This window comes from Streptomyces sp. NBC_01267 (assembly GCF_036241575.1).
Lineage (GTDB): Bacteria > Actinomycetota > Actinomycetes > Streptomycetales > Streptomycetaceae > Streptomyces.
Genome location: NZ_CP108455.1, coordinates 3,690,616 through 3,702,406 on the forward strand (window position 1 = coordinate 3,690,616; position 11,791 = coordinate 3,702,406).

The 11,791-nt window shown below is 72.0% G+C and carries 11 protein-coding genes; all 11 read right to left on the reverse strand.

The window, feature by feature from the left end; all coding sequences use genetic code 11:
• Positions 1-124 precede the first annotated feature (124 nt).
• On the reverse strand, positions 125-946 hold the full coding sequence (locus tag OG709_RS16945; RefSeq protein ID WP_250302598.1) for an alpha/beta hydrolase family protein: 822 nt from the start codon (positions 944-946) through the stop codon (positions 125-127).
• A 59-nt stretch (positions 947-1,005) separates the two neighbouring features.
• On the reverse strand, positions 1,006-2,181 hold the full coding sequence (locus tag OG709_RS16950) for a kynureninase (protein WP_374211309.1): 1,176 nt from the start codon (positions 2,179-2,181) through the stop codon (positions 1,006-1,008).
• Positions 2,182-2,329: 148 nt separating this feature from the next.
• Positions 2,330-3,199: a tryptophan 2,3-dioxygenase family protein gene (locus tag OG709_RS16955; RefSeq protein ID WP_266642115.1), complete on the reverse strand. Its 870-nt coding sequence runs from the start codon at positions 3,197-3,199 to the stop codon at positions 2,330-2,332.
• A 174-nt stretch (positions 3,200-3,373) separates the two neighbouring features.
• Entirely contained in the window at positions 3,374-3,787 is a 414-nt protein-coding gene (locus OG709_RS16960; RefSeq protein ID WP_250302594.1) for a DUF3151 domain-containing protein, read from the reverse strand.
• Between the two features lie 644 nt (positions 3,788-4,431).
• Complete coding sequence (locus OG709_RS16965) at positions 4,432-5,622, reverse strand: MalY/PatB family protein (RefSeq protein WP_250302592.1); 1,191 nt, start codon at positions 5,620-5,622, stop codon at positions 4,432-4,434.
• Between the two features lie 193 nt (positions 5,623-5,815).
• Positions 5,816-6,838, reverse strand: coding sequence for a class II fructose-bisphosphate aldolase (gene fbaA / locus OG709_RS16970; RefSeq protein ID WP_250302591.1), 1,023 nt, complete (start codon positions 6,836-6,838; stop codon positions 5,816-5,818).
• A 215-nt stretch (positions 6,839-7,053) separates the two neighbouring features.
• Positions 7,054-7,596 carry an orotate phosphoribosyltransferase gene (gene pyrE / locus OG709_RS16975; RefSeq protein ID WP_250302588.1) on the reverse strand — a complete coding sequence of 181 codons (543 nt, stop codon included), beginning with the start codon at positions 7,594-7,596 and terminating at the stop codon, positions 7,054-7,056.
• Positions 7,597-7,720: 124 nt separating this feature from the next.
• On the reverse strand, positions 7,721-8,512 hold the full coding sequence (locus OG709_RS16980; protein WP_250302586.1) for an aldose epimerase family protein: 792 nt from the start codon (positions 8,510-8,512) through the stop codon (positions 7,721-7,723).
• A 74-nt stretch (positions 8,513-8,586) separates the two neighbouring features.
• On the reverse strand, positions 8,587-9,423 hold the full coding sequence (locus OG709_RS16985; protein WP_250302584.1) for an SRPBCC family protein: 837 nt from the start codon (positions 9,421-9,423) through the stop codon (positions 8,587-8,589).
• A 91-nt stretch (positions 9,424-9,514) separates the two neighbouring features.
• Positions 9,515-11,062: a polyamine aminopropyltransferase gene (locus OG709_RS16990; protein ID WP_250302583.1), complete on the reverse strand. Its 1,548-nt coding sequence runs from the start codon at positions 11,060-11,062 to the stop codon at positions 9,515-9,517.
• A gap of 36 nt (positions 11,063-11,098) precedes the next feature.
• Positions 11,099-11,635: a DUF2617 family protein gene (locus tag OG709_RS16995; RefSeq protein WP_250302581.1), complete on the reverse strand. Its 537-nt coding sequence runs from the start codon at positions 11,633-11,635 to the stop codon at positions 11,099-11,101.
• Between the last annotated feature and the right edge of the window lie 156 nt (positions 11,636-11,791).

Sequence of the window (11,791 nt, forward strand, 5' to 3'; positions counted from 1 at the left end):
CAGGCGGGTCGCCCCGTCCGCCCCAGGCGTGCTGCCCGGTCCACCACGCGGGTCGCTCGGTCCGCCGGACGAGCTGCCCGGCCCACCAGGCGAGCTGCTCGGTCCGCCAAGCGACCCGCTCCGCCTACCAGGCGAGTTGCTCGATCTCCGCGACCACCACCGCGCACGCGTCCGCCGCCGGGTCGAGCAGCGCGAAGTGTCCCACCCCGTCGAGCAGCGTCACCCCGACCAACTCGCCCTCCCCGGCCGCCGCGTCGGCGTACGCGTCGGTCACCCGCGTCGGGACCGTGGCGTCCAGCCGGCCGTGCACCACCGTCGTCGCGACGCCGGTGGGCAGGAGCGCCGCCGGGTCCGCCCACAGCTCGTTCCCGCCCCCGGACAGGAACTGGTCCACCCCGCCCCCGCACACGTCCAGCTCCCGCGCGACACCGAAGTGCGCGATCGGCGCCAGCGCGACCACCCCGCGGAAGGGCGGCGTGGACCGGTGCCAGGGCGCCTCCGGCGGCAGGACGTGCCGGGCGGCGGCCCACAGTGCGAGCTGCCCGCCCGCCGAGTGCCCGGCGAGGACCGTCCGCCGCAGGTCGGCGCGGGGCAGCAGATCCGGTACGAGTACGGGCAGCGCGTCCAGCGCCGCGGCCACATCGTCCAAGGTGTCCGGCCAGCGGCCCGCACTGCCCGGCTCCGCGCCGCCGCGCCGGTACTCGACACTGGCGACGGCGAAGCCCCGGCGCGCCAGGAAACCGGCGAACGGGCTGATGTGCCGCCGGTCGACGCGCTGCCGCCAGACACCGCCGTGCAGCACGACGACGAGCGGAACGGCCCCCTCGCCGCCGTGCGGGGAGTAGAAGTCCACGACCTGGTCCGGGTGTTCGCCGTATGCCGCAGTGGCATCGGGCGCCACCGCAGGGTGCGCGAAGACCGCATCGGCCTCTGCGTCGTCCGACATCCGGCTCCAACCTCTCCTCGCAACGGGCTGAACTGCTGCCCTGACCAGCGGGGACGCTATCAGCCCAGCACCTCCCCCAGAACCCGTGCGGCACGCAGTGCATCGCCGAAACTGACGTAGAGCGGGGTGAATCCGAAGCGCAGCACGTCCGGCGGCCGGAAGTCGCCGACGACACCGCGCGCGATCAGCTCCTTCATGACCGCCCCGGCGTTCTCGCACCGCAACGACACCTGGCTGCCGCGCTCCGCGTGGACCACCGGTGTCAGAGATTCGAGGCGCACACATTCCAGGAAGAAGTCCGTCAGGACGAGTGATTTGGCCCGCACCGCCTCGATCGTCACTCCCTCCCAGACATCGAGCGCCGACTCCAGCGCCAGCATCGACAGGATGTCGGGGGTACCGACCCGGCCGCGCACGACACCGTCCGCCGGGGCGTATCCGGCAGTCATGCCGAACGGGTCGGCGTGCGAGTTCCAGCCGGGCAGCGGGGAGTCGAAGGACGCCTGGAGGTCGGGGCGCACATAGAGGAAGGCGGGCGAACCCGGGCCGCCGTTCAGGTACTTGTACGTACAGCCGACGGCGAAGTCGACGCCGTGCGCTTCGAGTCCGACCGGCAGCGCGCCCGCGCTGTGGCAGAGGTCCCAGACGACGGCCGCCCCCGCCGCGTGCACGGCGGCGGTCACGGCGGGCAGGTCGTGCAGCCGGCCCGTGCGGTAGTCGGCGTGGTTGACCAGGACGGCGGCGGTACGGGGACCGACCGGATCGCCCGGTACGTACGGGACGATCCGCCGGGAGGTCATCCGGGCCGCGGACTCCGCGAGGTAGCCGTCGGTCGGGAAGGTCGTCGCGTCGACGAGGACCTCGTCGCGGTCGGGGCCCGCCAGCCGGATCGCCGCGACCAGCGCCTTGAAGACATTGACGCTCGTCGAGTCGCCGACCACGACCGTGCCGGGCGCGGCACCGACGAGCGGGGCGATCCGGTCGCCGATCCGCTCCGGGGCGGTCCACCAGCCGGACTCCTCCCAGGACCGGATCCGCAGCGCGCCCCACTCGTGGGTGATGACCTCGCGCATCCGGTCCGGTACGTGGCGCGGCAGGGCGCCGAGGGAGTTGCCGTCCAGATAGACGGTGTCGGGGTCGAGGGTGAACAGCTCGCGGATCGGGGCGAGTTCATCGGCGGCGTCGAGCGCCTCGGCCTTGCGGGCCAGGGCGGACAGGTCCGGCTCGGGAGACATCGGCTGGTCCTTCGGCTGGGCGGGACGGGGGGTGGGTACCGGGTGCCGAGCGGCTACGGGGTGCCGAGCGGCTACCGGGTGTCGAGCGGCTACGGGGTACTGGTCCGGCAACGACGCGGCAGCGGTCCAGGTATCGCCCGTCTCCGCCTCAGACATGGCTGCGCGCGGTCCACAGTTCGGGGAAGACGTTCTTCGCGGCGCGCTTCTCCAGCCAGGCGACCCCGGCCGATCCGCCCGTACCGGTCTTGGAGCCCATCGCCCGGCGGGTGGCCACCAGATGGTCGTTCCGCCATCGCCACACCAGCTCGCCGACATCGGTCAGCGCCTCACCGAGACGGACCAGCTCGGAGTCCTGCGCCCCCGCGTACACGGCGGTCCAGGCCGCCTCGACCTCGGGCGAGGGCTCGTACTTCCCGGCGGGATCGCGGTCGAGCACCGCGGCGGGCACCGCCTGGCCGCGCCGGGCGAGGAACCGCAGCGCCTCGTCGTACAGGCTCGGCTCCTGGAGGGCCTTCTCCAGCTCGGCGTGCGCCCGCGGGGCACCACGGTGCGGGACCAGCATCGACGCGGACTTGTCGCCGAGCAGGAACTCCATGCGGCGGTACATCGCGGACTGGAATCCGGACCCCTCACCGAGCGCGCCGCGGTACGCGTTGAACTGGGCCGGGGTGAGCTGGGCGAGCGGGCGCCACGAGTCGTTCAGGGACTGCAGCTCGTACGTGGACCGCTTCAGCGCCGCGAGAGCGACCGGCAGGTCGTCACCGCGCAGCGCGGCCGATGCGGTCTCCCACTCGTGGACGATCACCGTGAACCACAGCTCCATCACCTGGGTGGTGACCAGGAAGACCATCTCGCCCGGATCGTCGGAGCGCAGATGCTGGAGGTGGGTGAGGACATCCGCCTGGACGTAGTCCTCGTACGGGGTGGTGCCCGCGAAATCGAGGTTCGGGGCCGGGTCGTGCGCATTCGGGGCCAGATCGTGCGAGTTCGGGGCCGGGTCGTGCGAAGGCGTAGACATCGCTGTCTCCTCGATGGTGCTCCAGGTAGCGGTCCGCCCCTTCCGTCGACAGGTGGGCCCCGGTCCCCAGCCTTCATCATGAGCGCCGTTCCCGCCCGGCGGCAAGAGAAGCAAAGGGCCGGACACGGAGCGTGTCCGGCCCTTCACCGTGCCGCCGGTGCCCGGCGGCCCCGCTCAGCCCAGCGTGTCCGCCGCGGCCGGGGAGGAGTCACGCAGGAACGTCGTGCAGCGCTCGTACTCCTCCTCCTCGCCGATCGACTGCGCGGCACGGGCCAGCGCGTGCAGGGCGCGCAGGAAGCCCCGGTTCGGCTCGTGGTCCCACGGCACGGGCCCGTGGCCCTTCCATCCGGCCCGGCGCAGCGAGTCGAGGCCGCGGTGGTAGCCGGTACGGGCGTAGGCGTACGACTCGACGACCCGGCCGTGCTCGAAGGCGTCGTCAGCGAGCTGCGCCCAGGCGAGCGAGGACGTCGGGTACTTCGCCGCCACGTCGGAGGGCGCGGCACCGCCCGCGAGGAGCTCGCGGGGTTCGGGGTCGTCGGGGAGACGGGTCGGGGGAGGTCCCCCGAGCAGATTCTCGTGAATGGCCATGAGTGACAGTCTGCCTGCCCCACCAAGGCCCGCCCGCCACGGGGCGCCGGAGGCCACTCCCGGCCACCCGGCCCCGCCCCATCTCAGCCCGCGATCCCAACCCGCCCAATCCCGGCCCACGCGATCCCCGCCCGCCCAATCCCGGCCCACGCGATCCCCGCCCGCCCAATCTCAGCGCACGCCCACGCGATCCCAGCCGCCCCGACCAACCCCAACCCGGCCAATCCCAGTCGACCAATCCCAGCCCGACCCGGCCAATCCCAGCCCGTCCGGCGATTGAGGACACCTTTCAGCCCGCGCGGCGCTTGAGCGCACCCCTCAGCCAGCCCGGCGCTCGAGGGCACCCTTCAGCCCGCACAATCTCAGCCCGCCCGGCGATTGAGGGCACCCTTCAGCCCGCACAATCTCAGCCCGCCCGGCGATTGAGGGCACCCTTCAGCCCGCGCGGCGCTTGAGCGCACCCCTCAGCCAGCCCGGCGCTCGAGGGCACCCTTCAGCCCGCACAATCTCAGCCCGCCCGGCGATTGAGGGCATCCTTCAGCCCGCCCGGCGCTTGAGGGCATTCCCAGCCCGCCCGGCGCTTGAGGGCATTCCCGGCCCGTCCGGCGCTTGAGGACCAGGGGCCCGGGGGCAGCGGCCCCCGACTACGGCGCCACCGCCCGAACGGCCCGCACGAGCGCGTCCACCCCCGCCTCCGCCTTCGACCGCGCACACCCCACGTTCAACCGCACGAACCCCTCGGCCCGGTACACCGCCCCCGGCATGATCGCCACCTTCTCGACCTCGATCAGCTGCCGCTGGAGCGCCGCCTCGTCGACACCCAGCGGACGCAGATCGATCCACGCGAGGTACCCGGCCTGCGGCGGCACCCACCCCAGCTCGGGAAAGGCGGAACGCAGCCGGTCCGCGAGCATCGACAGATTCCCCGCCGTGTAGGCCCGCACGGCGTCCAGCCACCCCGCACCGTGCCGGTACGCCGTGATGTGGGCCGTCAGGGAGAGCACCGCGGGCGAGGCGAGCCCCTCGCCCTTCTCCATGCGGGTGAGGAACTCCGCCCGGTCGTCCGGGTCGCCGATGATGCCGTACGAACCGGTCAGGGCCGGGAAGTTGAACGCCTTGCTGCCGGACGTGACGAGCGCCCAGCGCCCGCTGCCGTACCGGGTCCAGGGCAGATGACGGTGGCCCTCGTGCACGAAATCGGCGTGGATCTCGTCGCTGATGACCGCGACGCCGTACCGCTCGGCGAGCGCCGCGAAGCGGGTCAGCTCGTCGTGGGTCCACACCCGGCCCGTGGGATTGTGCGGCGAGCAGAGCAGCAGGACCTTGCTGTCCGGGCGGGCGAGCTGCCGCTCCAGCTCGGCGAAGTCACCCACCGGGCAGCCGCGCGGCTCCCGGCCGAGACCGGTCACCGCCTTGGTGAAACCGTCGTACGTGGGGGTGTGGACCACGACCCCGTCGCCCTCGTCCGTCCACATCTGCAACAGCTGCGAGAGCTGGCTGAGCACGGACGGCCCGTACACGATCCGGTCGGTGTCGATCCCGGTGTCGTACCGGGTCGCGTACCAGTCGCGTATCGCGGCCCGGAAGTCCCCGAGCCGCCAGTCCGTGTAGCCGAAGACACCGTGGGCGATCCGCTCCTGGAGGGCGGCGAGCACCTCGGGCGGGGAGCGGAAGTCCATGTCGGAGATGGTGAACGGCAGCAGCCCGTCCACCCCGAACCGGTCCGCGACACCGTCCCACTGGATGCTCCAGGTGCCGCGCCGGTCGACGGGCGTATCGAAGTCGTACGTCCGGTGCTCCCCGTACTCCATACCGGTCTCCTTCTCCGTCTCCATGTGCGGCACCCCTCTGACTGATCTGAGAATCACGAACCGACCTGAGAATCCCGAAACGCACGGACGCCCTCGGGCCTCGGGCATGACGCGGGCCCGGCATCCTTCGTCGGATACCGGGCCCGGCGTACGGAATTGCTCACGGGCAGGTGCCCGTCGCGTGAGGCGGCTGTCCCACGCATCGGGCGAGTGCCCGTTACTTGAGGCGGGTGCCCGTGGAGCGCAGGTTCGCGCAGGCCTCGGTCACGCGCTTCGCCATACCGGCCTCGGCGGCCTTGCCCCAGGTGCGCGGGTCGTAGGTCTTCTTGGAGCCGACCTCGCCGTCGACCTTCAGGACACCGTCGTAGTTGCGGAACATGTGGTCCACGACCGGGCGGGTGAAGGCGTACTGGGTGTCGGTGTCCAGATTCATCTTCACGACGCCGTTCTCCAGCGCGGTGGCGATCTCCTCCTCGGAGGAACCGGAGCCGCCGTGGAAGACGAAGTCGAACGGCGCGTTCTTGCCGTACTTGGCGGCAACGCCCTCCTGGAGGTCCTTCAGCAGCTCGGGGCGGAGCACGACGTTGCCCGGCTTGTAGACGCCGTGCACGTTGCCGAAGGAGGCGGCCAGCAGGTAGCGGCCCTTCTCGCCCAGGCCGAGGGCCTCAGCGGTGCGCAGCGCGTCGTCGACCGTGGTGTAGAGCGAGTCGTTGATCTCGTGGCTGACGCCGTCCTCCTCGCCACCGGTCGGGGTGATCTCGACCTCAAGGATGATCTTCGCGGCGGAGGCCAGCGCAAGCAGTTCCTGGCCGATGGAGAGGTTGTCCGCGAGAGTCTCGGCGGAGCCGTCCCACATGTGCGACTGGAAGAGCGGGTTGCGACCGGCCTCGACGCGCTTGCGGGAGACCTCCAGGAGCGGACGTACGTAACCGTCCAGCTTGTCCTTGGGGCAGTGGTCCGTGTGCAGCGCGACCGTGACCGGGTACTTCTCGGCGACGATGTGCGCGAACTCGGCGAGCGCCACCGAGCCGGTGACCATTTCCTTGGCGTACTGGCCGCCCAGGAACTCCGCACCACCGGTGGAGATCTGGATGATGCCGTCGCTCTCGGCCTCCGCGAAGCCGCGCAGCGCCGCGTGCAAGGTCTGGGTCGAGGTCACATTGATGGCCGGGTAGGCGAACTTGCCTGCCTTCGCCCGGTCGAGCATCTCGTTGTAGACCTCGGGGGTTGCGATGGGCATCTGTCCGCTCCTTGGGATGTGCGGGTGTGCGTAACTGGTCCCTGACCTGGGGGCGACTTCATCGTCGCCCCCATCTTTCCAGACTCTTGGCGCGGCTCCACCTGGCGTGGTGCCTTGACGTGTGCAAGAGGGGCGTGGTTTCACGTGAAACCACGCCGCCCCTGCCGACGCGCTGCTACCGCTCCGACATCGCCGCCCTCATGTGCCGGCCGGCCTCAGAGGTCCAGATCGCCCTGTCCGTACGCGAAGACGTACGGCACCCCGGCCTTGGCGATGACCTCGGCCGCACCGGTGTTGCGGTCCACGATCGTGGCGACCGCGACCACCTCGCCGCCGGCCTCGCGCACGGCCTCGACGGCGGTCATCGGAGAGCCGCCGGTCGTGGTGGTGTCCTCGACGACCAGGACCCGGCGTCCCTTGATGTCCGGGCCCTCGATGCGGCGCTGCATCCCGTGGGTCTTGGCGGCCTTGCGCACGACGAACGCGTCCAGCGTCTTTCCGCGGGCTGCGGACGCGTGCAGCATGGCGTCCGCGATCGGGTCGGCGCCCAGCGTCAGGCCGCCGACCGCGTCGAAGTCCAGGCCGTCGGTGAGGTCCAGCATCACCTGTCCGACCAGCGGCGCGGCCACGCCGTCCAGGGTGATCCTGCGCAGGTCGATGTACCAGTCGGCTTCGATCCCCGAGGAGAGGGTCACTTTGCCGTGGACCACGGCCTTGTCCTTGATGTGCTGCAGCAGGTCAGCGCGTACGTCAGTCATACCCCCGAGCTTAGAGGCGGCCCGGCCGCAGAGGCGGACGGGACCGACCCCCCGCCGGGCTGGGGGGCAGTCGGGGTCAGAGGCCGCCGGGCCCGGAGCGGCCGGGCCCGGCGGCAGTCCGGGCTCAGAGGCGGCGCCAGCTCCAGGTCGTCGCGATCTCCAGCGGATCGATCGGCGTCACCAGGCGGGGCAAGGTGTTGAGGCCGTTCGGCGGGCCGGACTGCGGCTCGACACAGACCGCTTCCTGCTGCTCGTCGTAGACCACCACCCACTCGTCGCGGCTCTGCACCTTCAGCTCCAGCTGCCCCGGCCAGGTGAGGGTGACATCGACACCGTCCGGCATCCCGAAGCAGTCGTCCCAGGGGCCGGGGAGCGGGTCGATCCGCTTGCCCGTGGGGAGGTGATCGTCGCCACGCTCCTCCTGCCAGGCGGGCTCGAAGTCGATCCGTACGTCCTCGCCGGTACCGAGGTTCCGGTTGAACCAGGGGTGCCAGCCCGCCTGCGCCGGGAACGAGTCGTCGTACGTCTCCACACCGAAGGCGAGGGTCAGGGAGTCCTCGGCCAGCTCGAAGGTCTGGGTGACCCGGCCGGTGTACGGCCAGGGGTCGGCCAGGTCGTAGGTGAACACGGCGGCTGCCTCGCTGGTGCGGGCCGTCCGCCAGGCCGTGTTGCGGCCGGTGCCGTGGATGGCGTGCGGCGGGGAGTTCAGCGGCAGCTGGTGCGGTTCACCGCCGTTGCTGAACAGGCCGTTCCTGGTGCGCCCGCACCAGGGCACCATCGGGAAGCAGCCGAACTTGGCTCCCTGGCGCAGCAGTTCGGTGCCGCCGATACGGAGGCTTCGGATACGGCACCCGTTCTCGGGGCTCACGGTCAACTCGACGTCGCCGGCGACGAGCCGGACCTCTTCGCTACTCACCTCTTGACCCTAAGGGCTGTCCCGACCGGCCACCCGGCCGATCCCCTCGCCCGAACCCCGTCCGGCGCTCCGGATCAGCGGCGGCGCCGCAGCGCCCGGCCCACGACCACGGCCGACGCCAGCGCCAGCGCCGCCGCCGGGGCCGCCCACCGCAGGGTCGCCCCCGCCTTGACGGACGACGGGGCGGGCACAGGGGCGTACCGGCCGCGCGGCGGGGCGTGGTCGACCTCCTCGGCGCTGCGGCCGATCATCGTGCGCCGGGCGTGTGCGGCCTCCTGCGGGGGCTCGCCGGCGGGGATGAACTCCGCCTCGGACACCGGGTCCAGCGACGGCGGCGGAACCTCCGCGTCGAAAACGGACGGCGTGACATCGCCCTCGGAACCTGCCCGGGAACCAGCCCCGGAATCCGCTTCGGAGTCCGGCTCGGAATCCGCATCCGCACCCGCACCCGAATCCGCACCCGAATCCGCAGGGGCGTCGGCCCCGACCTCCGCCCCCACCCGGTCCCCGAACCGGTCCAGCAGGCGCCCGGCCGCCGCCAGCGCCGCCTCCGGGCTCAGTTCCGTCAGGCGTCCGCCCTCGCCACCGGCTGTCCCCGTGAACGTCAGCGTCGTGCCCGCGTCCGTCCCGGTCAGCCGGAGTTCCAGGGCCAGTGTCACCGAACCCGGCCCGCGGGCCTCCGCGCCCTCGCCCGTGATCGTGAAGCCGCCGTCCCGTTCCGCGAGGTGCAGCGCTCCGCGGTACGTGATCGTGTGACCGTCGACGCGAACCTTCAGCCGACCCGCGAGCGGGCCCTTCGTATCGTCCGCGTCCAGCTGGAGCCCTGGTACACAGCGGGCCACACGGGCTGGGTCCGTCAGGACCCGTCGGACGGACTCTGCCGGAACCGGAACGAACACCTCATGCTCCATAGGAGTCGAGCCTACTCAGACACAGCCGACACGTCTGCCTTTCGGTCCCCACCGGTACCACCGCCACTCCCACCCGCCCCTCACCCGGCCGTCACCGCGTGTACCGCGGGTGCACCAGCGTGGACGGCGGCAGCCCGTCCCACCGGACCGCCGGCCGGGACCAGGCCCCCGTACCGAGCGGCACGGTGTCCGGGTCCCCGCGGGCCGCCAGGACGAAGCCCCAGTCGTCGGCCGCCCGGGTCGTCCCGCTCGACCGGTCCGGTCCGGCCGCGAAGGCCGGTCTGCGGCCCGACGCCCGGTACGGGACGGCCCGCAGCCCCGCCGACCGCACCGTCGCGCCGACCGTCCAGAAGCTGTGCGGCCGGGCGTCGACCGGCCCCGCGTGGACGGCCAGCCTGCCGCCGGGTGCCAGCACGCGCGCCACCAGCCCGTAGAACTCCTGCGAGTACAGCTTGGTACTCGCGGTGATCCCGGGATCCGGCAGATCCGAGACGATCACGTCGTACCGGGGCCGGGGCGAGCGCAGCCAGGTGAACGCGTCGGCGGTGACCACGTGCAGCCGCCGGTCGCGGTACGCGTGACCGTTCAGCGCCGCCAGCCCCGGGTCCGTACGGGCCAGCCGTACGACGCCGGGGTCCAGCTCCACCACGGTCACCGACGCCACGTCCCGCCGCCGCAGCACCTCGCGGGCCGCGAGGCCGTCCCCGCCGCCCAGGATCAGTACGTCGCGGTGCGGGCCGCGCATCGCCGGGTCGACCAGCGCGCGGTGGTACCGGCGCTCGTCCAGGCCGTTGACCCGGAGCCTGCCGTCCAGGAAGAGGTTCAGGGTGCCGTGCCGGGAGCGGGTGAGGACGATCTCCTGGACACCGGTCTGCAGCGCGACCCGCACATGGGGCCCGTACACCGCACGCCGTGCGGCCTGTTCGAAGTCACCGACCAGCGCCGTCGCGGTGGCCAGGACGGCGAGCACCAGCACGTTCACGACGATCAGGCACCACCGCGCCCGCACGGTCAGATCGCGCCGGAACAGCCACAGCACCAGCGCCCCGCCCGCCACCGCGTTGACCGTCCCGGTGAGCAGCGCCCCGGTGAGCTGCCCCAGCACCGGCAGCAGCAGGAACGGGAAGGCCAGACCGCCGACCAGCGCGCCCACGTAGTCCGCGGCGAACAGGTCGGCGACCGTGCCGCCCGCGTCCTGTTGCGAGACCCGCTGGATCAGCGTCATCAGCAGCGGGATCTCCGCGCCCATCAGCACCCCGATCGCGAGCGAGAAGCCGACGAGCGCGTACCGCGAGCCGCCGCCCCAGGCGAACGACGCGTACAGGACCAGCGCCGAGCCACCGCCGATCAGCGCCAGCGCCGCCTCGACCAGCCCGAAGCCCACGGCGGCGCGGACCCGCAGCCGTTTGGCGAGCAGCGAGCCGATGCCCATCGCGAACACCATGACGGACAGCACGACGGAGGCCTGGGTGACCGAGTCGCCGATCAAGTACGAAGCGAGCGCGACCAGTTCGAGCTCGTACACCAGTCCGCAGGCCGCGCAGACGAAGACGGTGCCGAGCACGAGGAGCCGGCCGGTCCGCGGCCGTACGGAGAGTCGCGCGGCCTCGGTCCCGGGGGGTGCGGACTGGTCGATCATGCAGCGGACGCCACGCCATGAGACGCGCCCAACTCGTCACCCACAGAGGTTCAATGAGGCTTCGGCGGGGACCCGGACCCCGACCCGGGTACGGGTGACCACCAGCTGTCCTTCCTGCGGGTAGGCGTGCCAGGTACGCCAGTGCACCTGGCCCTCGTGGCGGCGCGCCAGCATCGCGGTGAAGGCGTGCGGCGAGCCGGGGAACGTCCCCGCGAGGCCGTTCGGATGGTCGGCCACCAGCGCGAGCAACTCCTGCGCGCGCCCCGCGAACGAGCACGCGGAGAGGGTCTCCACGCAGGCGGCGAACTCGTACCCCCAGTCGCCGACGCGCTCGGCCACGCCGAGGGGTAACGGGGTGCTGCTTCCCGGAAGGCAGGCGACGGTCTCCGAACAGAGCCCGCCGTCCTCCTCCAGAATCACCTGGTGGGAGGCGCCGAGAAGCCTCATCTGGAGCTTGGCGCCGTCGAGTTCGAGATCGAGGACCGCGAGCGCGGGCAGCGGCTCGCGCCCCAGCGTCCACGCCAGATCGGCCGCGCGGGTATCGGTGTAGGCAGTACTGAGGGTCGTGAGCATGGGTGGGCTCCACAAACACACAATCGACAGGTGGACGGGGGTATCCCCGGAGCAGGTGCCAGGGACAGAGACGCCGGCATGGGCCACGGTCAGGTCTCAGGTCCGAGGGCTGCTTCTTCTCACTGCGAGGGAATCACGAAGTACATGTCGCTCACA

Excerpts from the sequence above, each read along its gene's own strand:
- OG709_RS16960 (WP_250302594.1), bottom strand. The coding sequence starts at position 3,787 with ATGGCCATTCACGAGAATCTGCTCGGGGGACCTCCCCCGACCCGTCTC.
- OG709_RS16965 (WP_250302592.1), bottom strand. The coding sequence starts at position 5,622 with ATGGAGACGGAGAAGGAGACCGGTATGGAGTACGGGGAGCACCGGACG.
- pyrE (WP_250302588.1), bottom strand. The coding sequence starts at position 7,596 with ATGACTGACGTACGCGCTGACCTGCTGCAGCACATCAAGGACAAGGCC.
- fbaA (WP_250302591.1), bottom strand. The coding sequence starts at position 6,838 with ATGCCCATCGCAACCCCCGAGGTCTACAACGAGATGCTCGACCGGGCG.
- OG709_RS16955 (WP_266642115.1), bottom strand. The coding sequence starts at position 3,199 with ATGTCTACGCCTTCGCACGACCCGGCCCCGAACTCGCACGATCTGGCC.
- OG709_RS16950 (WP_374211309.1), bottom strand. The coding sequence starts at position 2,181 with ATGTCTCCCGAGCCGGACCTGTCCGCCCTGGCCCGCAAGGCCGAGGCG.
- OG709_RS16985 (WP_250302584.1), bottom strand. The coding sequence starts at position 9,423 with ATGGAGCATGAGGTGTTCGTTCCGGTTCCGGCAGAGTCCGTCCGACGG.
- OG709_RS16945 (WP_250302598.1), bottom strand. The coding sequence starts at position 946 with ATGTCGGACGACGCAGAGGCCGATGCGGTCTTCGCGCACCCTGCGGTG.
- OG709_RS16990 (WP_250302583.1), bottom strand. The coding sequence starts at position 11,062 with ATGATCGACCAGTCCGCACCCCCCGGGACCGAGGCCGCGCGACTCTCC.
- OG709_RS16995 (WP_250302581.1), bottom strand. The coding sequence starts at position 11,635 with ATGCTCACGACCCTCAGTACTGCCTACACCGATACCCGCGCGGCCGAT.